The organism is Acidobacteriota bacterium, assembly GCA_026707545.1.
Taxonomy (GTDB): Bacteria; Acidobacteriota; Thermoanaerobaculia; order Multivoradales; family Multivoraceae; genus Multivorans.
In genome coordinates this window covers 1449709-1474066 of record JAPOWR010000001.1, presented here as the reverse complement: position 1 = coordinate 1474066, position 24358 = coordinate 1449709, and the positions used below count along the sequence as shown (strand labels likewise).

18 protein-coding genes are annotated in these 24358 nt (G+C 68.0%); 9 read left to right on the top strand and 9 right to left on the bottom strand.

The genetic code is table 11. The annotated features are described in order from the left end of the window. Positions 1-3: 3 nt before the first annotated feature. Positions 4-642 carry a DsbA family protein gene (locus tag OXG83_05855; GenBank protein ID MCY3964538.1) on the bottom strand — a complete coding sequence of 213 codons (639 nt, stop codon included), beginning with the start codon at positions 640-642 and terminating at the stop codon, positions 4-6. Between the two features lie 34 nt (positions 643-676). Next, positions 677-2917, bottom strand: coding sequence for a DUF5916 domain-containing protein (locus OXG83_05850; GenBank protein MCY3964537.1), 2241 nt, complete (start codon positions 2915-2917; stop codon positions 677-679). Between the two features lie 120 nt (positions 2918-3037). Here OXG83_05850 and OXG83_05845 point away from each other — a divergent pair, with 120 nt between their 5' ends. After that, a complete protein-coding gene (locus OXG83_05845) occupies positions 3038-4042 on the top strand; it encodes an alpha/beta fold hydrolase (GenBank protein MCY3964536.1) in 1005 nt (334 codons plus the stop codon). Between the two features lie 18 nt (positions 4043-4060). Here OXG83_05845 and OXG83_05840 read toward each other — a convergent pair whose 3' ends face one another. Then, positions 4061-4867: an alpha/beta hydrolase gene (locus tag OXG83_05840; protein MCY3964535.1), complete on the bottom strand. Its 807-nt coding sequence runs from the start codon at positions 4865-4867 to the stop codon at positions 4061-4063. Then, positions 4857-5138 (bottom strand): hypothetical protein, encoded by a 282-nt coding sequence (locus OXG83_05835; GenBank protein ID MCY3964534.1) that lies wholly within the window; start codon positions 5136-5138, stop codon positions 4857-4859. The genes OXG83_05840 and OXG83_05835 overlap by 11 nt, the downstream gene beginning before the upstream one ends. 69 nt (positions 5139-5207) lie before the next feature. Between OXG83_05835 and OXG83_05830 the strand changes: the two genes are divergently transcribed. Next, positions 5208-6125, top strand: coding sequence for an LLM class flavin-dependent oxidoreductase (locus tag OXG83_05830; protein MCY3964533.1), 918 nt, complete (start codon positions 5208-5210; stop codon positions 6123-6125). A gap of 23 nt (positions 6126-6148) precedes the next feature. Here the strand turns inward: OXG83_05830 and OXG83_05825 are convergent, their stop codons facing one another. The 4 genes from OXG83_05825 to OXG83_05810 are packed head-to-tail and all read right to left on the bottom strand — an operon-like array spanning position 6149 to position 11163. Continuing rightward, positions 6149-6751, bottom strand: a complete 603-nt coding sequence (locus tag OXG83_05825; protein ID MCY3964532.1) for a carboxymuconolactone decarboxylase family protein — start codon at positions 6749-6751, stop codon at positions 6149-6151. Between the two features lie 27 nt (positions 6752-6778). After that, on the bottom strand, positions 6779-8527 hold the full coding sequence (locus OXG83_05820; GenBank protein ID MCY3964531.1) for a phosphotransferase: 1749 nt from the start codon (positions 8525-8527) through the stop codon (positions 6779-6781). Positions 8528-8549: 22 nt separating this feature from the next. Further along, positions 8550-10601: a hypothetical protein gene (locus OXG83_05815; protein MCY3964530.1), complete on the bottom strand. Its 2052-nt coding sequence runs from the start codon at positions 10599-10601 to the stop codon at positions 8550-8552. Positions 10602-10626: 25 nt separating this feature from the next. After that, positions 10627-11163, bottom strand: coding sequence for a hypothetical protein (locus tag OXG83_05810; GenBank protein MCY3964529.1), 537 nt, complete (start codon positions 11161-11163; stop codon positions 10627-10629). A 98-nt stretch (positions 11164-11261) separates the two neighbouring features. Here OXG83_05810 and OXG83_05805 point away from each other — a divergent pair, with 98 nt between their 5' ends. Both OXG83_05805 and OXG83_05800 read left to right on the top strand, forming a co-directional pair. Continuing rightward, positions 11262-12176: an alpha/beta hydrolase gene (locus tag OXG83_05805; protein ID MCY3964528.1), complete on the top strand. Its 915-nt coding sequence runs from the start codon at positions 11262-11264 to the stop codon at positions 12174-12176. A 10-nt stretch (positions 12177-12186) separates the two neighbouring features. Then, complete coding sequence (locus OXG83_05800; GenBank protein MCY3964527.1) at positions 12187-13434, top strand: acyl-CoA dehydrogenase family protein; 1248 nt, start codon at positions 12187-12189, stop codon at positions 13432-13434. A 9-nt stretch (positions 13435-13443) separates the two neighbouring features. On the opposite strand, the gene OXG83_05795 is transcribed toward OXG83_05800, so the two are convergent. Beyond that, positions 13444-14760 (bottom strand): serine hydrolase, encoded by a 1317-nt coding sequence (locus OXG83_05795; protein MCY3964526.1) that lies wholly within the window; start codon positions 14758-14760, stop codon positions 13444-13446. 111 nt (positions 14761-14871) lie between these two features. Between OXG83_05795 and OXG83_05790 the strand changes: the two genes are divergently transcribed. The 5 genes from OXG83_05790 to OXG83_05770 all read left to right on the top strand — a co-directional run bounded on the left by OXG83_05790 (position 14872) and on the right by OXG83_05770 (position 24351). Next, on the top strand, positions 14872-15567 hold the full coding sequence (locus OXG83_05790; protein ID MCY3964525.1) for a CBS domain-containing protein: 696 nt from the start codon (positions 14872-14874) through the stop codon (positions 15565-15567). 85 nt (positions 15568-15652) lie between these two features. Then, the gene (locus tag OXG83_05785; protein ID MCY3964524.1) at positions 15653-15901 is read left to right on the top strand and encodes a CBS domain-containing protein; all 249 of its coding nucleotides are present in this window, start codon (positions 15653-15655) and stop codon (positions 15899-15901) included. 84 nt (positions 15902-15985) lie between these two features. After that, positions 15986-17680: an amidohydrolase family protein gene (locus OXG83_05780; GenBank protein ID MCY3964523.1), complete on the top strand. Its 1695-nt coding sequence runs from the start codon at positions 15986-15988 to the stop codon at positions 17678-17680. Between the two features lie 11 nt (positions 17681-17691). Next, entirely contained in the window at positions 17692-18555 is an 864-nt protein-coding gene (locus OXG83_05775; protein MCY3964522.1) for an alpha/beta hydrolase, read from the top strand. Positions 18556-18651: 96 nt separating this feature from the next. Then, positions 18652-24351 (top strand): Ig-like domain-containing protein, encoded by a 5700-nt coding sequence (locus OXG83_05770; protein ID MCY3964521.1) that lies wholly within the window; start codon positions 18652-18654, stop codon positions 24349-24351. Positions 24352-24358: the final 7 nt, after the last annotated feature.

Below are 24358 nucleotides of genomic sequence, written 5' to 3'. Positions count from 1 at the left end.
CAGCTACGCGGAGTAGACCGGCGCCAGCGGGCTCGCCGCGAGGTCGGTTACTTCCCGGCCCTCCGAGCGCGCCACTTCCCGCAGGAGCCAGTCCAGGCGGTCGTTGCCCCAGAAGCGCTCGCCGCGGTAGATGAAGAGCGGTACGCCGAAGGCGCCGTCTTCCCGCGTGTGGGCGAAGCCGGCCATGACGGCGTCCTTCCACTTGGGATCGTGGGCGACGGCCAGGGCCTCGTCGCCGTCGAGGCCCGCGGCGGCCGCGGCGGCACGCATGACCTCGTCGCTGGCGAGGTCGAGGCCGCGTCCGAACCGGGCCATGAACGCCTCGCGTGCGTAGTCGATCGCCTTGCCCTGCCCCCGTGCCCAGACGTAGATCTGGTGCGGCGGGAACCAGTCCGGATCGTCGCCGCCCTTCGGCCAGTTCATCGGTAGTCCGTAGGCCTTCGCGATCCGCTCCGCATCCTGGCGGACGTAGCTCGACTTCGCGCGCCCGGCGGAGAGGTTGGCCCCCTTGCCGAAGGGGAAGATCGGCACCGCGTCGATCCCGTTCCAGTCGAGCACACCGGTCGTCGTGATCCGGTGAAAGGCGAACCACGAGAAGGGGGAGCGGAAGGAGAAGTAGACGCGCAGATCCTTCGGGTTCATGGCGGCGGGGCTCCTGTTGGCGGGCGGGTTGAACTCAACGGAAGACGTCGACCAGCCGGCTGTACTTCACGATGACGGTGCGATCCGGCCGCTCGTAGAGGATGCGGGCGCCGAGTTCGTCCACTTCGTTGTACACCACGAACAATCCCGTGTTCGCGTCCTGCAGCCAGGAGAAGCGGAGGTTCGCGGAGACGTTGTCGGACTGATCGTTGTACTGGGCGAGCGCCTGGACCAGCATCCGCGGTGTGATCGAGTAGGAGAGCCGGAGGCGGCCCAGATTGACCTGGAAGCTGCCCGCGTCGATGTCCACGTCGTTGTGGTCCCAGGTGAGTTCCGAGGTCAGTCGCTCGCCGCGCCGGGCGAGCAGAGTGAACGAAGTGGAGCTCCGGTCGCCGCCGAAGAAGCCGCCGGTGATGTTGCGGATGTAGACCGAGAACGGCTTCGCCTGGTTCGTAGAGAACACGGTCTGCAGCTCGTCGTGGCTGTACCTGCCCGCCTGGACCGGGATGCCCTCGACGATCTCGAAGGTCTCCTTGACGCCCTCCTTGGTGAAGTTCACGCCGGTGTGGACCTGGAAGCCGTTGCGCCACTCCCAGTGGTTGTCGACGTGGATGTACTCGGTCTCCAGGTAGCCGTCGAAGTCCCAGATGCCGCTGTACGAGGCGTGAGGCCGGAGTTCGTGAAAACCGAGGAGGTTCTTCGGTCGGATCGTGCGCATGCCGAACGCGGAGAAGTTTCGGAAGTCCCGTCGCGACATGAAGCCGACTTCCGGGTTGAAGTTCTCGCGAGCTTCCGCGACGCTGAGGCTGCCGCGCCACTGGGGCTTGCCGAGGTTGTAGCTGACGAGCATCGAGCTGTCGTCGCCGTCGAGTCCGGGCGTGTCGGTCTGGGCGACGTAGGTCTCGATCGTGTGGTGCTCGCCGATTCCCCACTTGCCGTCGATGGCGTAGGCGCGGTTCGTGTCGTCCTCCGGTGCGAGGCTGCCCACGCCCTCTCGGCTGACGAAGATGCCGCCGATACTGGAGCGCTCGCCCAGTTCCCGGTTGACGCGGGCGACGGCGTAGTTGTTGCCGTGAAGCCCTCCCACCGTGGCGGTCTGCATGTGGAGCAGCCCGACGTTGAAGCGGCCGGCCTTGCCGGAGAGCCGGCCGCCGTAGTCGATCGGGATCAACTCGCCGCGGGGTCCGATGCCGATGCGTCGGCTGAAGAACAGGTCGACGCGGGCCGATGCACGGCTTCCTCCCGAACGGGCTCCGACCGTGAACAGCCCGGCGTTCTCCAGAAAGAACGGTCGCTTCTCGGGGAAGAACAGGTTGAACCGGTCGAGGTTCACCTGCTGCTCGTCGACCTCGACCTGGGCGAAGTCCGTGTTGTAGGTCAGGTCGAGGGTCAGGCTCGGGGTCACGCTGTACTTGAGGTCGACGCCGAGGTCGGAGTCCGACTCGTTGTCGCTGCCGGCCGTGGGCGGCTCCCGGCTCGATCCGATCGCGTAGGGGATCAGCTTCAGGTTGCGCTGGGGCGGCGGCTCGACGCCCTGGAGCGAGCCCGCGTCGGTCAGCCGGTCCAGGTCGTGGTTCCGGTCAAGTTCGGACCAGAAGGCGACCTCCCGGTGGCGGGCGATGTTGCGCTGGAAGTTCAGGCCCCAGGTCTGCACGTCGGTCGGGGGATAGCGGAGGGTACGGAACGGAATCGCGAACTCGGCGCTCCAGCCGAACTCGCCGACTTGCGTCGCGACGTTCCAGGCGCCGTCCCAGTTCAGGTTGAATCCGGTGGACAAGGAGCCCCGGAAGCGGCTGCCGCCTCCGCCCATGCCGCTGAACACGCCGGAGCCGCCTTGCACGACCTGGCCGTCGTACTCGATGCCGGCGGGGTTCGTGCCGAACACGAAGCCGTTGCGCCCGTCCTGGAACGTGTCGAAGATGACCTGGAAGCTGTCAGTCTCGTCGAGCGCCGCGTCGCGGCGGCTGTCCGAGATGACGATGCCGTCCGGTTGGCGGTCGTGGCAGACGACGGCGACGAAGAGGGTGTCTTCCGTGAACGCGAAGCGGACGTCGGTGCGTTCGGTACCCGGCTCACCGGCGAAGGGCCGGGTCTGGGTCGTGCCGGAAGCCGGCGCGACGCTTTGCCAGACCGGATCGTCCAGAACCCGGCCGTCGAGCAGGGGCGCCTCGCCGATCGCCAGGGCTGTTGCCGCGGGGCGGTCGGTCTGGCCTTCGGACGCAGCGGCCCATAGCGACGGGATTGCGACGAGCCACGCCGCGACAACTCTCTTCACGGGGGCTGACTCTACTCTGAATGGCGACTCAGTTTTCGTGTCTCCCACTCACGCTGGCGGCGTTCACGGCTCCTGTAGCATCGGCGCATACGACAGGAACAATCGGAGGAGGGAGCGGCAATGAGAAGGGACTCCATGGCGAAGGTCGGATTCGGGATGGCGCTGGTCGGAATTGCCGTCGCGGCGCTGACTTCCGTGCCAGCCCTGGCCGCCGGCGAGTTGATGGATGTCGAGGGCTACCCGTCCCTCGTGCGCAAGCCGGTCGAGATCTGGAGCGACGGCACGCGGCTGGCCGGCGACGTGTTCTACCCGAAGGCGACGGCCGAAGGCGAGAAGCTGCCGGCGATCGTGCTCTGCCATGGCTGGGGCGGCACGAAGGCGCACCTGAACCGGGGCATCGCGCCGCGTTTCGCCACCGCCGGCTACCTGGTGCTCGCGTTCGACTACCGGGGCTGGGGCGAGAGCGATTCCCGTCTCGTCGTTCACGGCGAGATGCCGAAGCCCGATGAGGACGGCTACGTGACGGTCCGGGCGCAGGCGATCCGGCAGCTCGTCGACCCGCTGGACCAGCAGGAGGACATCGACGCCGCGATCAGCTTCGTCGAGGGTGAGCCGCACGCGGACGCCTCGCGGATCGGCATCTGGGGCTCCAGCTTCGGCGGCGGCCACGTCATCTGGCGCGCGGCCCATGACCGGCGCGTGAAGGCGGTTGCGGCCCAGGTCGGCGCGATGGATCAGCGGGCGGGCCTCGTCACCGCGCCGGGCGGTCTGAAGGGATTCCACCGGACCGCCATCCAGCGCGCCCGCGGCGAGGTCGAGCCGGTTCCGGTCGGCGCCGCCCAGCCGGAGGGCCTGACCGGCAGCCCGTACTACGAGCGCTTCGCGAAGTTCTCACCGGTCGAGGACGCGCACCTCATCACGGCGCCCACGATCATCATCGACGCGCAGCAGGAGCACTACTTCGACATCCGGGAACACGGCCAGCGGGTCTTCAAGATCCTCTCGGGCCGGGTGCCGGTCGAGTACCACGCCTGGGAGATGAGCCACTACGACATCTACGGCGGTGACTGGCTCGACAAGGCGATGGCCGCCGAGATCGACTTCTTCGACCGCCACCTGAAGTAGCTGCCGGCTACGGCGCCGTCAGGCGACTTCGGCCAGGAACGCCTCGACTTCGGCGTGGAACTCGGCGGGGCGTTCAGTGGGGATCCAGTGGCCGCAGTTCTCGAGCATGATGAGGCGGGAGCCCTGGATCCGGCGGGACATGATGACGCTGCCGCCGGGTGGGGTGAGTGCGTCCTCGAGGCCCTGGAGGATCAGGGTCGGGCAGGTGATCGTCTGCAGATCGACCGTGTAGTCGATGTTCGAGACCGCGCGGCAGGCGGCTGCATAGGAGGCGGCGTCGTTGCGTTCGATGGAGAGACGCGCGGCCTCCGCGATTTCCTCGGCGTGCCGTTCCCCGTATTCCTTGCCATAGGAGATGGCGGGGTCGGCGGGCGCGAGGGCCTTGGCCAGACCGTCCCGCTCGACCACGTCGGCGCGGGCGTTCCAACCGGCTTCGGCGCGTTCGTTCACTTCGCTCGACGTACTGATCAGAATCAGCGCCCGCGTGCGAGCAGGGAAGTCGAGCGCGAACCGTTGCGAGATCACGCCACCCATGGAGAAACCGGCGATCACGGCGGCGTCGGCGCCGATTTCGTCGAGCACGGTGGCAAGATCGGCGGCCCAGGTTTCCGGCGCCATCGTGCCGGGACGTCGTTCCGAGCCGCCGAAGCCCCGGACGTCCCAGGTCAGAACGGTGCAGCGGTCCTGGAGCGTTTCTACCGTGGGCTCCCAGTAGTCCAGATGACCGCCGAGGCCGTGCGTGAGTGCGACGACCGGGCCGTTGCCCGCGAGCCGATAGCGGATTTGCGCGCCGTCAGCCGCGCTCGCCCGCCTGTCAGGCTGCACGCCGGTTGAACAGCCCGATCGTCAGCATCAGCGGAATCAGGAACAGCAGTGTGCGCAGCCAGCCCGGCATGTCCGTGATGAGGAGGATCAGGGTGAGCGGGATCCAGAAGACCAGCCACATCCAGATCGGGATCATCCTGCGCGGGACGGGTTCGGTGCTGGCTCCCTCCGCGATGATGATGACGACCAGGATGCCGAAACCGGCTCCGACGACACCGGCGATCAGGCCGCCGGCCGGGTAGGCGTACGTGGCGAGGATCAGTTCAGTCATAGGACGGACGAATGCTCCTACTGTTGTTGATGAACGCGAATCCTATACATTGCCGGCGGAGAGGGAACCATGCGAATCAGCATCTCGGTCCAGAGCGCCTACAACGTCGACGATCCACGGGAAGGAGCGCGCCGCATGGTGGATCGGGCGCGCGCCGCCCGGGAGGCCGGACTCGACGCCCTGTTCGTCGGCGACCACCATGCGACGGCGCTGCCGTACTACCAGAACACGGCAATCCTTGGGCGGATGCTGGCGGAGTGGGGAGATCGGCCGGCCGGCGCCCTCTACCTTCTGCCGCTTTGGCACCCCGTGATCGTCGCGGAGCAGGTCGGCACGCTGGCCAGCCTGATCCAGGGGCGGTTCATCCTCCAGTGCGCGATCGGTCCGGCCGACAACCAGTTCGAGGCGATGGGCGTTCCGGTCCGGCAGCGGCCGTCGCGGTTCGAGCAGTCGCTCTCCATCCTGCGCCGACTGTGGTGCGGGGAGACGGTGACCACTGGAGGCGAGAACGATCGCTTCGGGCTTCGCGAGGCCCGTATCTCGCCCTGCCCGCCGGAACCGGTCGAGGTCTGGATCGGCGCCTCGGCGCCGCCCGCGATCGACCGCGCGGCCCGGCTGGGTGACGGCTGGCTGGCGGCCCCCGGGTTGACGCCGGCGGAGGCCGCGGGACAGCTAGGCCTCTACCGCGAGGCTTGTGAACGACACGGCCGCCCGGTCGGCGTGTCCGCGATCCGGCGCGACGTCTACGTCGGCGAGACGCCGGTGGAAGCGGAGCAGGCGGCGGCAGGAGTCATTGCGCGCGGCTACCGGGGTTTTCCCCGCGAAGCGCTGATCGTCGGAGATGCGCGTCGAGCCGCGGCCGCGTTCGCGGAACTGGGTGAAACGGGGTACGACGAGGTCGTCGTGCGCCACCTGGTGCAGGATCCGGCGCGCGTGCTGCAGTCGATCGGCCGACTGGCCGAAGTCCGGGAACGACTGGCCGGCTGACGGGCTCGCGGGCGCCTGCGACGCTACCTTCGCGGCACGTCCTCGGGGAAGGGCTCCAGGCCATCGTCGGGCTCGACGCGGATACTCCTGAGCGCCATCGACACCATCCGGTACTGCCCGACCGTGAAGATCAGGTCGATCATCTGCTGGTCGGTATAGCGGGCCTTCAGGAAAGCCCAGGTCCGTTCGGAGATGGCCGACCGCCGGTGCAGTTCGGTCGCCGCGCGCAGAAGGTAGCGCTCGAAGCTGCTCCACGGACCGGCGTTCTCGCCGACGGCGACGTTGCGGATCTCCTCGTCCGTCATGCCGGCCGCCCTGGCCGCCCGCGCGTGGTACCCCCATTCGTACTCGGCCTCGTTAAGCCACGCGGTGCGCAGGATGACCATCTCGCGGTCCCGGTCGGGGAGGGTGCTGCCGCGCAGGATGTAGCCTCCGAACGGGCCCCAGGCCTCCATCAGCGGCGGGTGGTGGGAAAGAGTGCTGATCAGGTTGATGCTCTCGACACCTTCAGCGGGTGGAATCCTGGGCCCGGTTTCGCGTCGCGTCCACTGAGCCGAGAGGGAACTGGCGACGAAGGCCAGGCCGAGCGCCACCGCTGCCGTCCTGCGAAAGGTCTGTGTCTTCATTGTCGATCCTCCTTGTCGCGCGTCACTCTATAGCCCCGCGGCGGTCTTGAAGCCCGAGTACTTCGGCTGGTCGATGGCGATCTGATTGACGACGGTGGCGCGCAGGTGTTCGTGCAGCTTCCGGTCGTCGAGGGCGATCCCGTCCTCGCGGATCGCGTGGACGAGCTTCCAGCGCAGTTCCAGGAGCGAGCCGTCGGTACGGAGCAGGCCGCGGAGGCGTTCGTGCTCCCGGCGGCGATGCTCGGCTCCGAGGTGCAGATCGCGATGGACGATGTCGAGGGCGTTGCTGGCGACGAGAGCGTGGAAGCGGGTCCGTCCGGTCGTCTCCTCGCGCACCTGGCCGTGCAGGAAGTCCCGGGTCGCGCCGACGAGCTCCTCGAGCCGGGGCATGTCGGGGTCCGGGAGCTGGTCGGGCGCCCCGACGAGTTCGACCGGACCGGGGATCAGGAGATTCACGCAGTCGACCTGACACTCCGTGGTGCGGCGTCCGATCGTCACGCGCTCGACCGAGGGGTCCAGTCCCGTGCGGTAGTGCTGCGTGATGCCGAGGGTGGAGACGGCCCACCAGAAGGAGCCGAACACCTCCCAGTACTGCACGCGCTTCAGGTCGACCGCCTTGCCGCTGGTCGCCTCGTAGCCGGCGAACAGGTCCCCGTATGTCCCGAAGCCGCCGACCGGAAGCTCGGGGCCGGCGCCGTAGCGCCAGGAGTTCGTGCAGATCCAGCCCAGGTCCCGCATCGGGTCGCCGATGTGGGCGATCTCCCAGTCGAGCACCGCAATGACACCCGTCTTGTCGACCATCAGGTTGCCGTTCCGGAAGTCGTTGTGGACCAGGGCCCGATCCGGCGAATCCGGCAGGTTCTTCATCAGCCAGCGCGCGGTGAAGTCGATCATCGGTTGCGGTGTGCCGAGGGCCTCGTAGCGGCCGCGGGTCTGCCCGATGAAGTCGACCGCGCTGAGGCTCGCCAGATCCCGGTCGAGGCCGTGGCCTTCCAGGTCGATCGTGTGCAGCCGCCCAAGGATCTCGCCGCATTGCCGGGCCAGTTTCGGTCGCGTCTCGGCGAGGTCGGAGGAGCGCACGATCCGCGCGCCCAGCGCGATGCCGTCGAGCCACTCCATGACGAAGCCCGCCCCGAGCTGGTCGGCGGGCTCCAGCACGTAGAACACCTCGGGCCCGGGGATGCCGTTCTCGCGGGCGACCTGCATCAGCTTCGCTTCGATGCGCAGGCCCGGCGCGCTGCGCTCGACTGCCTTGGCTTCTTCCGCCTTGCCGCCCGGCGATCGCCTGAGCGCGAGCACGCGAGGGCCTCCGGGCACCTTGACCTCGAGCCGGTAGGTCTCCTGGCTGGCGCCGCCCGAGAGCCGCTCGATGGCGGTCAGGCGCCTGCAGCTGTCGATCTCCCGCCGCAGCACCCGTTCCAGCCGGGCCTCGAAGCTGTCCGGCGCCCAGGCGGTGCCGCTGCCGCCGGCAACGGGAGCGAGGAGGTAGATCTCGTCACCATCCTCGAGCGGCCGGTCGCGGTTGCTCTCGAGCGGGCAGCGCTCGCCGTTGATCATCAGCGTGTCGCGCAGGTGGGGAGACTCTTCGATCGCCGAGGTCAGGGGGACGCCGGCGACATCAGCGAGCGGTAGCAACTCCGCCAGCGTGGCTCCGGGAGCAAGTCGGAACGTGCGGTCGACATCGTGCCAGCCCGCGCCGATTCGGCCCCGGATCAGCACCCGGACCTGGACCTTCGGCGGCGTGGGGGTTCGAGTCAGACGGCGCAGCAGGCCCATCGATTTGGTGTACCGGCCTCGATCAGGCCAGGTGCGCCTCCAGCAGGTCGTCCATGCCGAGTTGCTCGGCGCGGGTCCGGCTGAGCCGGCCGGTTTCGGGATCCCAGGACATCGCCTGGTAGTAGTCCCGTTTCAACTGCTCGAGGGGTGCCTGAACGCCGGCCAGCGGCCCGGAATCGAGTAGACCGTCGCCCTGGCCCATCATCCGCGCGTGGGGCGTGAAGTCCGCAGGCACGACGCCCTCGCGGACGTTGAAGGCGTTCCTGAGGTTCTGGATCCGCTCGCCGCAGAGCAGCAGCTCCTTCTGGTCCACCTCCCATCCGGTCAGTGCGTTGACCATGTCGACCCAGGGCAAGCCGCCGGTGAGGCCGGTGAACATGCACAGCCCCAGTCCGTTCAGCGTCTGGTGGGCGTTGCTGAAGTGCGCCTGGGCGACGCCCTTGTTCTTCGTGCCCTTCCAGGCGATCGCCACCTCGTCCTTGTCGACCGCCTCGGGCAGCGGGAAGGCGGCGCCGAAGGTCTCGTTCCAGGACGCGGAACCGGCGGTGTGGCGGCCCGGAGTCGGATCGGCGATGTAGGTGACGCCCATGAGCGAAGTGAAGCGTGGGTCGTGGTACGCGGGTTCCTGGCCGCCGACATGGACCGCGTAGGCGTCCGTGCCGCGCCCGACGTGGCGGGACGCGGAGGCGAGGCCGTGGCGGAGCCACTCGCCACAGCCCTCGCCTTCACCCATCTTGACGGTGAGGGTGAGCGCGCCTTCTCCGTTCCCCCAGCGCATGTCGACCCCGTTGAGGTCGTCAGCGGTCAGGTCGCCGCGTTCGACGGCCTCGCACACCCAGGCGATCGTGGCGCTTGAGCTGACCGCGTCCATGCCGTACCGATTGCAGGCGTCGTGGCAGGCGGTCACGAGCTCCAGGTCGTCGTTCAGGATGTTGGCGCCGAAGCCGACGATCGTCTCGTAGTCCGGGCGGCGCACGTCCGACAGGCCACGTTTCTTGACGCCTACGATCCCCTTGCACGGGGCCGGGCAGTCGCCGCAGCTCAGCTTCTTCGTGATCAGCTTGTCGACTTCCGCGCCGTCCAGCTTCCAGCCCTTCTTCGCGAGCGGGAAGTCGCGGGCGCCGACGCCGGTCCAGTTCTTGAGCGGCGCGTCGCCGTTCTCGACGGACAGCGCGACGGCGGCCGTCGTTCCCCGGTCCGCCCACATCTGCCGCATCGCCGGCTGCGGCGACTCGATCTTGATCCCGAACTTCGCGAAGGCCTGGTACAGGAAACCAAGGCGCCTCCTGGGCGCCGCCATCTTGACGACGAGCCGCATCGGCAGGCTGATGTCGCTCCGATACTCCCGGTTCACGTCCTCGCAGAGCGCCCGGAAACGTCTCTCGTCGCGGACCGGCACGGTGTTACCGGTGTTCTCACCGCCGTCGACGACCACGGCCTTCAGGTTCTTCGAGCCGAAGACGGCGCCGAAGCCCTGGCGGCCGAAGGCGTGGTAGCGGTCGTTCATCACGGAGGAGATGAGCGCTCCGCCTTCTCCGGCCGGGCCGATCGCCGAGACGCCGACCCGGAACTTCGTGCCGTAGCGCTCCTGGAGCGCGTCGAAGGCTTCCGGAATCTGGGTGCCCCAGAGGTCGCCGGCCGGTTCTACCTGGATGCCGTCGGCCCGCACGACGAGGACCGAGGGCTCGGCGGCGCGTCCGCGGACCACCAGCGCGTCATAGCCGGCGTGGCGGAGGTGGATTGCGGTGCTGCCGCCCGAGTTCGAGTCGGCCCAGGTGCCGGTGAGCGGCGACTTGCCGACGATCTGGATGCGCCCCGAGAACGGCGTGCGGAGCCCCGTGAGCAGGCCCGAGACGAGCGCGAAGCAGGCCTCGGGAGCGGTTGCCTCGGCGCCGGCGGGGAAGTGCTTCCACATCAGCCAGGCACCCAGGCCGTAACCGCCGAGGTATTGCCGGAAGACGTCTCCCGGGATCGTCTCGACGCGGTGTTCGCCGGTCGAGAGGTCGACGACGAGGGCGCGGCCGTGGGCGCCGTAGAGGCCGTTGCCGCTGTTGCCGTTCCGGGAGTCGTTCATCCGCTGCGTACCTCCGGGTGGGCTGCTACTGCCGCTTGAGATGGAAGGTCATCGTGCCGGCCTCGCTGTTGCCCTCATGGGCCTTCCAGGCGCTGTCGAGCCGGTCCCTGCCGTCGAGCCGGATCTCCGCCGAGTGGATGTGGCTGGGCGTGGTGTCCAGGTTCGTGCCGCCGTCGAAGTCGAAGACCAGGCGGTTGGGAACGCTGGCGGCGGCATTGAACTTCATCCGCGGCTGGTTGCCGCTCGAGCAGTAGTGGGTGAGGACGAGGTCGGAGCCGTCGAGGTGGTACATGTTGACCATCTCGTAGGCGGTGTCCGGCCCCATGCGCTCCATCAGCACGTGGCCGCTGGCGGTGACCTCGAATTCGTGGACGACCTTGCCGGTGGCGTCCGCCTCGGCAGCGGCCTCCTCGCCCTCGCCGGTCGCCGATCCTTCCCAGGTGCCGGCCAGCGCCTTGAGGCGTTCGAACGCCTTCTCGGCGGTCAACTCGTCTGACGCCGCCGCTGTGGCGGGAAGCAGCAGGACGGCTGCCACGATCGCGATCCACTGGACTCTCTTCATCTCGTATCTCCGTTGGGGGGCGGGGTGGTGGTGAAACGGCAAGGATAACCGGCCAGAGCCGGTACGTCCGCCGTGCTTGGCGTATCCTCCCGCGCACCATGACGACAGACTCGGCCAAGCCCCGGAGTGTCCGCCTCCCTGGTGCCGGCAGCATCGAACTGCAGGTCTACGACTACGGCAACGAAGGTGCGCCATCTCTCGTCCTGCTGCACGGTATGCAGGATCTGGCCTTGGCGTTCGAGCCGCTGGCGAGCCGGTTCCGCGACCGCTACCGGGTCGTTTCCTTCGACCTGCGCGGCCACGGCGACAGCGGCAAGCCCGGCGTCTACGCCTTGCCGCACTTCGTCGCCGATCTGCACGCGGTCATCTTCCAGCTCCAACTGGAGCGGCCGGTGCTGGTGGGTCACAGCCTGGGCGGCCAGATCGTCAGCCACTACGCGGCGGTGTTCAACGACGTGCCAAGCGTGATCGTGAACATCGACGGCGTCGGCGCACCGTTCCGCGAGAGCGACATGCCGGTCGAGAATCGCCAGCTTCGCCTGCAGAACGGCCACACCAGCCTGCTGAGGGCCGGAGGCCACAAGCGGCCGATGATGGACCTGGACGACGCCTGGCGGCTGTACTGCAGGTTCCATCCCGGGCTCGATCATGAGCTGGCGCGGCACCTGGTGGAGATTGGCACGACCGAGCACCCGTACGGCGGCCTGCAGTGGAAGTGGGACCCGCAGGTCGAGACGACGGGGCTGACAATGTCAAGCCGCCTGTCAGAAGAGCGCTGGCCCTGGGTTTCCTGTCCGGTGCTCGTCGTCACCGGGGGCCGTTCCGCCGAGTTCTACCGTGGCCGCGGCGGGATCGACCACGACACGCCCGCCGCACCGGACGAGATCGAGCGCCGGGTGCGCCTGTTCCGCAACGTGCACCACGTCGAGATCCCGGAGGCGGGCCACATGGTCCACTTCGACGCACCGGAGCGGCTCGGTGAGATCATCGACGCGTACCTGGAAGCCGGGTAACGGGAGAACCATGGACTTCGAGATTCCCCAGGACATCCGCGACAAGCTGGCCGAGCTCGACGACTTCATCGAGCGCGAGATCAAGCCGCTGGAGCGGCAGGACGACAACATCCGATTCTTCGACCAGCGCCGCGAGTGGGCGCGGACGGACTTCGAGAACGACGGCAAGCCGCGGCCCGAGTGGGAGGCACTGCTGCGCGAGATGAAGCGCCGCGCCGACGCCGTCGGCCATCTCCGGTTCGGCCTGCCGAAGGAACTCGGCGGCCAGGACGGCTCGAACCTGGCGATGGCGGTGATCCGGGAGCACCTGGCGGCCAAGGGCCTGGGGCTCCACAACGACCTGCAGAACGAGTCCTCGATCGTCGGCAACTTCCCGACGGTCATCATGATGCACCGCTTCGGGACGGCGGCCCAGAAGGCGCAGTTCATGGAGGGCATGATGACCGGCGCGGTGCGGATGGGCTTCGGCCTGACCGAGCCGGACCACGGCTCGGACGCGACCTGGCTCGAGACCTCGGGGGTCCGGGACGGCGACGACTGGGTGATCAACGGCGCCAAGCGGTTCAACTCGGGCCTGCACGCGGCCACCCACGACCTGATCTTCGCCCGCACCTCGGGTGATCCGGGGAAGGCGGACGGCGTCACCTGCTTCATCGTGCCCACCGACTCGCCGGGATTCGAGGTCCCCTTCATGTGGTGGACCTTCAACATGCCGACGGACCACGCCGAAGTTTCCCTGACCGACGTGCGTGTGCCGAACGAGGCGATTCTGGGCGAGGAGGGCCGTGGCCTTGCCCTGGCGCAGACCTTCGTCCACGAGAACCGGATCCGTCAGGCCGCGTCGGGCGTCGGCGCGGCGCAGTTCTGCATCAGCGAGAGCGTCAGGTACGCCCGCGAGCGGATCGTCTTCGGCAAGCCCCTATGGCTCAACCAGGCGATCCAGTTCCCGCTCGCCGAACTCCAGACCGAATGCGAGATGGTCCGCAACCTCGTCTACAAGACCGCCTGGGAACTCGACCAGCAGCATCACATGGAGGTCACCGACAAGGTCTCCATGTGCAACTACCGCGCGAACCGTCTCGTCTGCAACGCCGCCGACCGGGCCATCCAGACCCACGGCGGCATCGGCTACACCCGGCACATGCCGTTCGAGCACATCTACCGCCACCACCGGCGGTACCGGATCACGGAAGGCTCCGAGGAGATCCAGATCCGCCGCGTCGCGGGGATCATGTTCGGCAAGCGGGCGAAGCGTTAGCGAAGAGGGCTACGAGCCCGGTTCGAGGATCGCCTGGTAGGTGAGACGGCGGCTCAGGGACCGGACGTCCGGCCGCCGCGGTCCGAAGTGCTGGATCATGCCGACGAAGACGAGGTCTTCCTTGGGGTCGATCCAGAACCAGGTGCCGGCGGCGCCGCCCCACCAGTACTCGCCCTTCGAGATGCCGTCGTGGGCCACCGGGTCGAGGACGACGCCGAAGTCGAGGCCGAAGCCGGCGCCCGGCGACATCTCCTTGACATCGCGCGGCAGGTGGTTCATGTGCATCAGCCTGACCGTCGAGGGCGCGAGGATGCGCACGCCGTCCAGCTCGCCGCCGTTGAGCAGCATCTGGGAGAAGCGCATGTAGTCCATCGTGGTCGAGACCAGGCCGCCGCCGCCGGAGAGGAAGTTCGGCGGCTCGAGGTAGTTACGGCGGCCGCCGAAGCCTTCCTGGGGAGCCAGGTTGCCGTCCTCGTCGTGGGTGTAGACCTGGGCGAAGCGTTCCGCCTTGTCCGCGGCCACGTGAAACGCGGTGTCGTTCATCCCGAGCGGACCGAACAGACGCTCGTTGAGGAACTCGTCGAAGCGCTGTCCCGAGAGCACCTCGACGAGGTAGCCCTGGACGTCGACGGCGACGCTGTAGTGCCACATCGAGCCCGGCTGCTGCCGGAGCGGGATCTTCGACAGCTTGTCGATCATGTCCTTGAGCGTCGAGTCGTTGTCGAGGACGTTCGCCTCGTTGTACAGCGTGTCGACCTGGGACTGCGAGAAGATGCCGTAGCTGAGGCCGGCGGTGTGCGCCATCAGCTCGCGGATGGTCATCGGGTGGTCGGCCGGCTCGGTGATCGGCTGGCCGTTCGGCCCGTCTTCCTTGGCGACGACCAGGCCTTCGAACTCGGGGATGTAGCGGTGGACGGGGTCGGAGAGCCGGAACTTGCCTTCCTCGTAGAGGATCATCAGGGCGACGCCGGTGATCGGCTTGGTCATCGAGTAGATCCGGAAGATGACGTCCTCGGTCATCTCGGAGCCCGCCTCGATGTCGCGGTGGCCGAAGGTGCCGAAGTGGGCGACCTTGCCGTGGCGGGAGATCATCGTCGTGATGCCGGCCAGGAGACCGTCGTCGACGAGGCCCTGCATCGCGTCGTCGAGCCGTGCGAGGCGGTCGCTCGACATGCCGACGGTTTCCGGCGCCACGCGCGCGAGGTCGCGGGGGCCCTCGATCGGGACGTCGGCTCTGGTCTGGTCACAGGCAGTGAGACCGATGCTCAGAAAGGCGACCGCGAGGATGGCGGTCAGAAGGCGGGTCAGGCTCGCGGCACGGGTCATGTGCGTCTCCTATCCACGGGCAGATGATCTGGTTTCGGAATCTGGCGAAGCGGCAACCCTACCAGCCGGCGGTGCGCCGCGGGGCTCCCGGTCGGCGCGGCCGCTGGTACGATGAAACGGGTCATGGACAAGACGATCGACAAGCCGCAGCTTGCACGGGACATCATGGTGACGAAGCTGATCACGGTGCATCCCCGCACCCACGTCTACGACGGCATCAGCGCCCTCCTGCGGCACCGCATTACGGGTGCGCCGGTGATCGGCGAACGCCACCGCTACCTGGGCATGTTGTCGGAGAAGAGCTGTCTCACGGTGCTCACCGTGACCGCCCGCGCCGCGGACGAGCAGGGGCTGGCCCGGAGCCGGCGAACCCGGGCGCGCGACTTCATGGCCAGGCGCCTGGTCAAGCTGCAGGCCGGCATGTCGGCTCTCGATGCGATCGGACTGCTGCTCAAGAACCGGATCTCGGGAGCGCCGGTGGTGGACAGCGGCGGTCGGCTGCTCGGCGTCTTCTCCGAGAAGTTCTCGATGGACGTGCTGCTCGGCCTCGCCTACGACCAGTTGCCGGCGGCCCCTGTCGACGCCTTCATGAACACGGACTTCGGCCGCGTGATCGACGGCACCGAGCCGCTACTGGAGATCGCTCAGCGCTTTCTGGACACGGAGTACCGGCGCCTTCCGGTGGTCGAGGGCGGCAGCCTGGTGGGCCAGGTCAGCCGCCGCGACGTGCTCGCGGCCGAGCATCATCTGACGTCGGCGCTCGACGGTCGCCGGTCGCCGGTCGATTCTGCGCGAGCGCAGCAGTGAACTGGGGCTGGAGGACCTCGCGGAGCCGGACGAGGAGGGCGAACCGGGAGACTTCGAGCTCGACTCCACCGACGCCTCTGCCTTCATGGACCGCAAGGCCCGCACGATCTCGGAGGACACGGACATCCTGACGATCGCGCGGATCTTCAAGAGCACGCCGTATCGCCGGCTGCCGGTGCTCCGGGGTCGCCGGCTGGTGGGGCAGATCAGTCGCCGGGACGTGCTCGCCGCAACGCACGGCCTGCTCGTGCGGGCGCCCCAGCCGGGCCAGGCGCTGCTCTACCTGAGCGCGGTCGTGGGTTCGGACGAACGTCCGTCGCTGTCGCGCGTGTGAGTCGCGCGCCCACAGGCTTACGGCGGCGCACCCCGGTTGACTGCTAGCCTCTCGACCGGATTCCGGCTGCAAGGAGCAGAATTGATGCGACCATCACTCGTCGTTCTCCGGCCACGTGCGCGACGGCACGTCCCTGTACTGAGTCTGGTCTGCCTGTCTCTGGCCTGGCTGTCTCTGGCCTGGCTGGCGGTTGCACCTGCCTTCGCGGCGGAGGAGGAAGAACCGAAGCTGGTGGAACCGGCGCCGCCGCGGCCGGACGGCGAAGGCCAGGGCCCTTTCGACCGCCTGATCCTGCGCGGCGTGATGGTGGTCGACGGCACCGGCGCGCCGCCGATGGGGCCGGTCGACATCGTGATCGAGGGTAACCGGATCGAGGAGATCAAGAGTCTCGGTATGGCCAATACCGAGATCGACGAGAGCAAGCGTCCGAAGGACGCTGACCATGAGCTCGATCTGACCGGGTCGTACGTGCTGCCGGGTCTGGTCGACCTCCACGTCCACACCGGCGGCGTGCCCAAGGCGCCGCGTGCCGAGTACGTCTACAAGCTGTGGCTGGCGCACGGCATCACGACGGCGCGCGGTGTGCCCACCGGCCCGCTCGAGTGGGACCTGAGCGAGAAGGAACGTAGCCGCAGGAACGAAATCACCGCGCCGCGCTTCGTTTCCTATCAGCGTCCGGGCGGGGGCAAGGAGTGGAAGGACCGGGACATCCGCACTCCCGCCGACGCCCGCGAGTGGGTGCGCTACGCCCATGAAAAAGGCGTGGACGGTCTCAAGCTCGGCGCATTTCCGCCGAAGATCATGGCGGCGCTGCTGGACGAGTCGAGGAGCCTGGGAATGGGATCGACCGCCCACCTCGACCAGATGGGGGTCGCCCACATGAACGCGATCGACTCCGCGCGGCTCGGGCTGGTCGGGATGACCCACTTCTACGGGCTGTTCGAATCGATGTATGAAGGCCACGACGTGCAGCCCTGGCCGGCAGAGATGAACTACATGGACGAGCAGTTCCGGTTCGGCCAGGTCGCTCGGCAGTGGAGCATGGTCGAGCCCGGCGGCAAGCGCTGGAACGCCCTGCTGGAGGAGTTTCTGGAACTCGACTTCTTCATCAACCCGACGATGTCGATCTACTCGGCCGGCCGCGACGTGATGCGGGCGCGCAACGCCGACTGGCACGCGGACTACACGCTGCCCAGCCTGGCCGAGTTCTACACCCCCAGCCGCCTGGACCACGGTTCGTACTGGTTCTACTGGACGACCTGGGACGAGGTGGCCTGGAAGAACTTCTACCGCGTCTGGATGCAGTTCCTGAACGAGTACAAGAACCGCGGCGGCCGGGTCACCGTCGGTTCGGACTCGGGGTTCATCTACCAGACCTACGGTTTCGGCACGATCCTCGAACTGGAGATGCTGCAGGAGGCGGGCTTCCATCCGCTCGAGGTGATCCGCTCGGCGACGATGAACGGCGCCGAGGAATTGGCGAAGGCGAGCGGCGCCGACATCGAGTTTGGGATCGTGCGCGAGGGGATGCTCGCCGACCTCCTCGTCGTGGACGAGAACCCGATCGCCAATCTGAAGGTGCTGTACGGAACCGGCGCGGTCCGGCTGAACGACGACACCGGCCGGCCCGAACGGGTCGGCGGTGTCCGCTACACGATCAAGGACGGCATCGTCTATGACGCGAAGAAGCTACTCGCCGACGTGGCGGATATGGTTGCCGCCGAACGGATGAAGCTCACAGCGCCGCCTCAGGAGACGACGGGAGGCGTCCAGCCCTAGGAGAACCCCAGATGAAGAACGTGTTCGCAGTCCTGACCGTCACCCTCCTCCTCGCCGCGCCGCTCTCGGCAGGCTCGGACGCCAAGGTGCACGCCGACGTCGTCTACGGCCACAAGATGGGCATGGCGCTGACCTTCGATGCGCTCGTGCCGTCCGAGCAGAACGGCGCGGCGGTCCTGGTGATGGTCGGCGGCGGGTGGTTCTCGCGCTGGTCCGACCCGCACCGCATCGCGTCCGGCGAGGGACGCGCCTTCGGCGCGGTCGGCGATCTTCTGGACCGGGGTTACGCCGTGTTCATGGTGCGGCACGGCTCGGCCCCGCTGTTCAAGGTGCCGGAGGCGGTCGCCGACGTGCGCCGCGCGGTGCGCTACATCCGCCTGAACGGGGACGACTTCGGGATCGACCCGGATCGCATGGGCGTGTTCGGTGGCAGCGCCGGCGGCCACCTGTCGCTGATGCTCGGCAACGCCTCGGACGAAGGAGACTCCGAGAGCAACGACCCGATCGAACAGACCGGCAACCGGGTCGCGGCGGTGGTCGCCTACTTCCCGCCGGTCGATCTGCAGGGGATTACCGGGCCGAACGACCGCTTCCCGGCCCTCGACTTCGATCCGGCCAAGGCCGCCGACATTTCGCCAGTGCTGTTCGTCAGCGCGGACGATCCGCCGACCCTGCTGATCCACGGCGACCAGGACCAGCTCGTGCCGCTCAGCAACAGCGAGCGGATCAAGGCCGCCTTCGACGAGGCGAACGTGACCTCGAAGCTGATCGTCATCGAGGGCGCCGCCCACGGCTTCCGTGGCGATGACGGTGAGCGCGCCGAGAGCGCGCTGGTGGCCTGGTTCGACGAGCACCTGGGGGTTTCGTCGGAGTAGCGGCGCGAAGAAGGTCAGCCCGCAATCTCCAAATCATCGCCATCAGGCCTCCGATGATCTCCCTGATGTGACACTGGTGTGCGAGCCTCCAGGGGCGTGGAGAGGATCACACGTTGTGTCCGCTGGGCGCTGGCAGCGTCGCTGTTCGTTGCTCTCGTAGCAGCCGTTCAGCCGATCCCACCAGCCCCCGGCCCGCCGGCCGTCGGCAAGAGTCCGATCGCGGCGGGGGAGTACACGGACTGCCGCCCCACATCGACGCCGCTGGTCTTCGACGGCGGCTACGAAGTGAGCCTGTGCTACGAGACGGCCGCGGGGGTGGTTGGCGAGGGCCGTGGCGGAATCTGGGCTTCGGGCCAGGCGGGCCTGCTCTGGTTCTTCGACCGTGGCAATGCCGAGGTCCTGGTCAAGGTCCTCGACGGTTGCTCCTACAACGGCCGTCGCTGGGTCTACGTGGCGCCGGTGACCGACGTGGCCTTCAATCTCCATGTGACGAGCCACAACGGCCGCCGGTGGACTCATCGAAACAGGCTGGGCGCGACGGCGGTTGCCCGGAGCGATACGTCCGCGTTCGTCTGCGATACGGACGACGAGGTGGCTGGCGTGCCGGCTTCCGGAGCGCAGACCGTCGCCAGGAGCCCGATAGCGGCCGGGGAGTACACGGACTGCCGCCCCACCTCGACGCCGCTGGTCTTCGACGGCGGCTACGAGGTGAGCCTGTGTTACGAGACGGCTGAAGGCCTTGTTGGCGAAGGGCGCGCGGGGATCTGGGCTTCGAGCCAGTCCGGCCTGCTGTGGTTCTTCGACCGGGACAACGCTGAGGCGCTGGTCAAGGTACTCGACGGCTGCGCGTACAACGGCCACCGTTGGGTGTTCGTGGCGCCGGTTACCGACCTCGCCTTCAATCTCCATGTGACGAGCCACAACGGACGGCGGTGGACGCACCGAAACCGGCTGGGCACGACGGCGGCTACGAGGAGCGACACCTCCGCCTTCGACTGCGCCACGGATGACGGCATGGCGGCCTTGCGGGTCGCGCCCGAGGAGCTGACGTTCACAGCCGCCGGCCAGACCGCGCAGCTTGCGGCGACGGCGCTGGATGAGTCTGGCCGCGTAGTCAGCGGAGCGGAGGTGTCCTGGTGGAGCGACAACCGGGCGATCGCCACGGTGGATGCCGCGGGCCTGGTGACGGCGGTCGGCGTCGGGACCACCACGGTCAGGGCGCGGTGGGGCTCGCTGTCCGCCACCGCGACGGTCAGGGTGAAGGGGGTGCCGACGGTCGCCGTATCGCCCGCGAGCACCACGATCGCGCGCGGTGACAGCCTGCGCCTCGTGGCCGCAGCGTACGACGAGTACGGCAACGCCGTGAAAGACGCCGCGTTTGCCTGGTCGTCGAGCAGACGCTCGGTGGCAACGGTGGATGGGTCGGGCCTCGTCAGCGGCGTCGGCCTGGGCGAGGCCACGATCACCGCGACCGTCCGCTCAGGTGGCGCCGAAAGCAGTCTCGAAGGGGTCAAGGGAACGTCCGAACTCCGGGTGGTCACGGCAGAGGCGCATGACAGGGCTGTCCTCGTTGCCTTCTACGAGGCCACCGGCGGCTCGGGCTGGAGCCGCAGCGACGGCTGGCTGACCGGTGCGCCGTTGGGGGACTGGTACGGAGTGGAGACGGACCGGTCGGGGCGCGTGGTGGGGCTCGACCTGGGTGGAGAGACTTTCCGCGACTGGCAGACTGTCAGTCTCCGCAAGGGGCCCGGCCTGATGGGTTCGATTCCCCCAGAGCTAGGCCGCCTTGCCGGCCTGAAATCGCTGGATCTCTCGGACAACCGTTTGACCGGTTCGATTCCCCCCGAACTCAGCCGCCTTGCCGGCGTGGAATCGCTGGACCTCTCGGCCAACCGTTTGACCGGCTCGATCCCCCGCGAACTCGGTCGCCTCGCCCGTCTGGAGTCGCTGAACCTTGCGTTCAACCACCTGACAGGTCCCGTTCCTCCCGAACTCGGGGATCTCGCGAACCTGAGAGTCCTGGATCTCGAGAGCGGCTTTGGGGGCGACCTGCGCCTTACGATCCCTCCCGAGCTCGGTGCCCTCGCAAACCTCAGGGTCCTGAATCTCTCGGACAATCACTTTGTTGGGATCCCGTCCGAACTTGGCAGGCTTGCCCGGCTCAGGTCGCTGGACCTGTCGGTGAACACGCTGAGCGGTCCGGTTCCAGGCTTTCTCGGCCGCCTCGCCAGTCTGCGTGAGCTGGACCTTTCGTACAACGCGTTCACCGAGCTGGAACCGGCTGTTTTCGCTGGCATGGCGAACCTCACCTACCTGGACCTGAGCAAGAACCCGGGCGCTCCGTTCAGGCTCACTCTCAGGCCCGAGCGCTTGGACAGCGAGGATCTGCTGGCCCCGGGGCCTGCCCGCATCCGGTTTGCAGTGACGGAGGGCGCGCCGTTCAGGATGGCACTTCCCCTCGCGGCCGCCGGAGGTGACCTGTCCGCGGCCCGGGTGACGATCGGCGCCGGCGGTGAGCGGAGTCCGGAAGTGCGAGTGACCCGGAACACCGGGGCGGCCGGCGGCACGGATCTGGCGTCGACGGCCGTGCCGCCCCTGCCGGAGGGCTTCCATGGCATCGAGGTTCGTGTGGAACCAGTCGTCCTGTTTCGGCCCACGGCGCCGACGGTCTCGCTCAGCACGAGATCCGCGGCCGCGCCGGAGGGGGATACGGCCCTGCTCAGGCTCACGTTGAGTGAACCGGCGGCGTCCGCGGTCACGTTCACCTACAGCCTTGGCGTCGACGCTGACCCGTCGACCGCCGACGCCGACGCATCGGATCATGCCCACGATCGCGGGGGCTCGGTCCGGATTGCAGCGGGCGCCAGTGGCGCCTACATCGAGATTCCGATCGTCGACGACGACGAGCTCGAGCCGCCGCGCGAGGTCCTCACGGTTATCCTGGACCCGCCCGGTGAGGGAACCGGCTACCGGCGCGGCCACCCGCACGCGGCTAAGGTGATCGTCGAGGAGGGCGTCTGCGACCGCACGCCGGCGGTCCGGGCCGCGATTCTGAGTGAAGACGAGTTCCTTCGGAACTGGAGCCCTTTCGTGACTCTGTCGGACCCTGCGGAGGTTGGCAGCGCCAACTGCGCTGAGCTGGACGAGTATCGCCTTGCCGACATACCCGCCTTGCAGATCTTCGGCGCGGCCGCGACGAGCCGGAGCGAGGGCGGTAGTCGCTGGACTCCGGAACTTGTGGCGCGGGTACGGGCGGGCGAATGCGGCATCCAGAGTCTGTTCGCTGACGGGCCGGAAGCTGGCCAGCGGGCGACGTGCGTGGAGGCGGGAGACCGGACCGAGGCAGTGCGGTTGCGGAGTGACCTCACGAGCGTCGAAGGCGGCACCACGGCCACAAGCCTGCGCGAGGACGACTTTGCGGGCCTCTCGAACCTGCGCGTCCTGTGGCTCAGTGGACTGGGGTTGACGGAGCTGCCTGAGGACGTCTTCGCTGGGCTGACCAGGCTCTATGAGCTCATTGTCCAGGAGAATGAGCTCGCTTCCCTGCCTCCCGGGATCTTCCGCGGACTCCATAACCTCCGGCTCCGTCTGGGCCTTAGTCGGAACCGCCTCACGAGTTTGCCCTCGGCGGTGTTCTCGGATGTTCCCGAGGTCTGGTTTCTGCACCTCGACGGGAACCAGTTGACCGATCTGCCGACCGGTGTCTTCTCGGGCCTGTTTCGCCTCAACCAGCTGGACTTGGAGCGGAACCGTCTGACGGATCTGCCGCCGGACGTATTCTCGGACCTGTCTGGTCTCGACTTGCTGGACATCAGCGAAAACGGGTTGACTCATCTCCCGCCCCGGATCTTCTCGGGCCTCTCCGGCCTCAGTTGGTTGAGTATGCATTCCAACCAACTGACGGATCTGCCGTCAGAGGTGTTTGGGGACCTCTCAGGCCTCGAGTTGCTGGCCCTTCAGCAGAATAGGTTGACGGCCGTGCCCACCCGGGCGCTCGATGACCTGTCCGGTCTGAAGTGGCTCTTCATATGGGGCAACCCTCTCGGCAAACTGGAAGCATCGGCCTTCTCGGGACTTGCCAGGCTCGAGCGGCTGTCCATCGGCGAGGCCGAGCTTGCCGAAATCTCCCCGCGAACCTTCGCGGGTCTGGAGCGCCTCGAGACGCTTCTCCTGGCTCCCAATCAACTGGAGGAACTTCCGCCCGGCGTGTTTGCGGGCTTGAGCCGCCTGCAGACCCTGCGGCTCGATCGCAATCAACTGGAGGAACTTCCGCCTGGCGTGTTTGCGGGCTTGAGCCGCCTGCAGAACCTGCGGCTCGACCGCAATCCGGGCACTCCGTTTCCGCTCACCCTCGAACTACGTCGCACGGATACCGCGAATGTCGGGGCGCCGGGTCCGGCCAGGCTGGCCCTCGCCCTGGAGCAGGGCGCGCCGGTCAACATCAGGGTTCCCCTGGCTGCCCACGGAGGCAGTGTCTCGGCGGAGGTCGTGACGCTCGAGGCCGGGAGCGACAGCAGCGAGGAACTCGCCGCCGTCCCGGCCGGCACCGGCCGGTCCGCTATGCAGGTGGTCGCGGGACCCGCTCCCGAGCTCTCCAGGTACGTTCGAGGCGTCGAGGTCCGGTTGGCCGATCCACTGGTTCTGTTCGGGACCGCGTCGAACCGGGCGCCGGTTCCGGAGCGCGCCCTGCCCCTGCTGCGGCTCAGGGCGGGAAGCGCAGGCGCGTCGGTCGACGTTTCGTCCTACTTCCGGGATCCGGACGGGGACAGTCTGACCTACGCCGCGGCGGTGGACAGGCCCGGCGTCGTGTCGGTCGGGACTTCGGGCAGTAGCGTGACGGCTGAGCCGGTTGGTCCCGGGCAGGCGGCGGTCGTGGTGACAGCGACCGACCGGAGCGGCCTGGGCGCACGGCTGTTCCTCCCGGTGTCGGTCAGCGGTGCCAGTCCCGGGGACTTCGACATCGACCTGATCCTGAAGGGCGAGGTCCCCACGTCCGTGCGGGCGGCGTTCGACCGGGCGGTCGAGTACTGGTCGGCGATTCTGGCGGCCACCGAGTTGCCGGATGTACCTGTTTCCGGCGACCTGGTGCTCGGGTGTCTTGGCATCACCGCGCGTGGCTTCCAGGGCAGCGTGGATGACCTCTTGATCGTGGCGAGGGCCGGCAGCATCGATGGCGAGCGCGGGGTCATCGCCCGAGCCGCCGTGTGCGGCGTGCGGCAGGGTGAGGGCGGCCTGCCCTTCGTGGGTGCCGTCGAGTTCGACGCGGACGACGCGGAGTGGATGACGAGCCGCGATCTGTATGAGGTGATTCTCCACGAGATCGGACACGTGCTGGGAATCGGGACGCTCTGGTCCCGTTTCGGCCTGCTCCGCAATCCTTCTCTGGAGGTAGACGGGATTCCAGACACTCACTTTGCCGGTCCACTTGCCATCGGGGCGTTCGACCAGGTGGGCGGCACGGCGTACACGCACGGGGAGAAGGTGCCCGTGGAGAACAGGGCGAGCTTCGGTTCGGGAGACTCGCACTGGCGAGACCGGGTATTCGACCACGAACTCATGACGCCGACCCTGAACCTCGGTGTAGCTAGCCCGCTGAGCGCGGTGACCATCCAGTCGCTGGCCGACCTCGGCTACGTGGTTGACGTCGCTCTGGCGGAACCCTACGCGCTCCCCGGAACAGTCGCTGAGGACGCCGCCGAATCGGTGGACAAGATCGAGTACGGCGACGACACGCCGAGAGTGCCGATCATCGTGGTGGGCCGCAACGGGCGCATCGTGGGGACGATCCCGGAGTGAGGCGCCA

What these genes read in the sequence shown, in the direction of transcription:
- OXG83_05820 (MCY3964531.1), bottom strand. Translation starts at nt 8,527, where the DNA reads ATGGGCCTGCTGCGCCGTCTGACTCGAACCCCCACGCCGCCGAAGGTC.
- OXG83_05810 (MCY3964529.1), bottom strand. Translation starts at nt 11,163, where the DNA reads ATGAAGAGAGTCCAGTGGATCGCGATCGTGGCAGCCGTCCTGCTGCTT.
- OXG83_05805 (MCY3964528.1), top strand. Translation starts at nt 11,262, where the DNA reads ATGACGACAGACTCGGCCAAGCCCCGGAGTGTCCGCCTCCCTGGTGCC.
- OXG83_05825 (MCY3964532.1), bottom strand. Translation starts at nt 6,751, where the DNA reads ATGAAGACACAGACCTTTCGCAGGACGGCAGCGGTGGCGCTCGGCCTG.
- OXG83_05835 (MCY3964534.1), bottom strand. Translation starts at nt 5,138, where the DNA reads ATGACTGAACTGATCCTCGCCACGTACGCCTACCCGGCCGGCGGCCTG.
- OXG83_05855 (MCY3964538.1), bottom strand. Translation starts at nt 642, where the DNA reads ATGAACCCGAAGGATCTGCGCGTCTACTTCTCCTTCCGCTCCCCCTTC.
- OXG83_05830 (MCY3964533.1), top strand. Translation starts at nt 5,208, where the DNA reads ATGCGAATCAGCATCTCGGTCCAGAGCGCCTACAACGTCGACGATCCA.
- OXG83_05795 (MCY3964526.1), bottom strand. Translation starts at nt 14,760, where the DNA reads ATGACCCGTGCCGCGAGCCTGACCCGCCTTCTGACCGCCATCCTCGCG.
- OXG83_05775 (MCY3964522.1), top strand. Translation starts at nt 17,692, where the DNA reads ATGAAGAACGTGTTCGCAGTCCTGACCGTCACCCTCCTCCTCGCCGCG.
- OXG83_05815 (MCY3964530.1), bottom strand. Translation starts at nt 10,601, where the DNA reads ATGAACGACTCCCGGAACGGCAACAGCGGCAACGGCCTCTACGGCGCC.
- OXG83_05785 (MCY3964524.1), top strand. Translation starts at nt 15,653, where the DNA reads ATGGACCGCAAGGCCCGCACGATCTCGGAGGACACGGACATCCTGACG.
- OXG83_05800 (MCY3964527.1), top strand. Translation starts at nt 12,187, where the DNA reads ATGGACTTCGAGATTCCCCAGGACATCCGCGACAAGCTGGCCGAGCTC.
- OXG83_05790 (MCY3964525.1), top strand. Translation starts at nt 14,872, where the DNA reads ATGAAACGGGTCATGGACAAGACGATCGACAAGCCGCAGCTTGCACGG.
- OXG83_05780 (MCY3964523.1), top strand. Translation starts at nt 15,986, where the DNA reads ATGCGACCATCACTCGTCGTTCTCCGGCCACGTGCGCGACGGCACGTC.
- OXG83_05845 (MCY3964536.1), top strand. Translation starts at nt 3,038, where the DNA reads ATGAGAAGGGACTCCATGGCGAAGGTCGGATTCGGGATGGCGCTGGTC.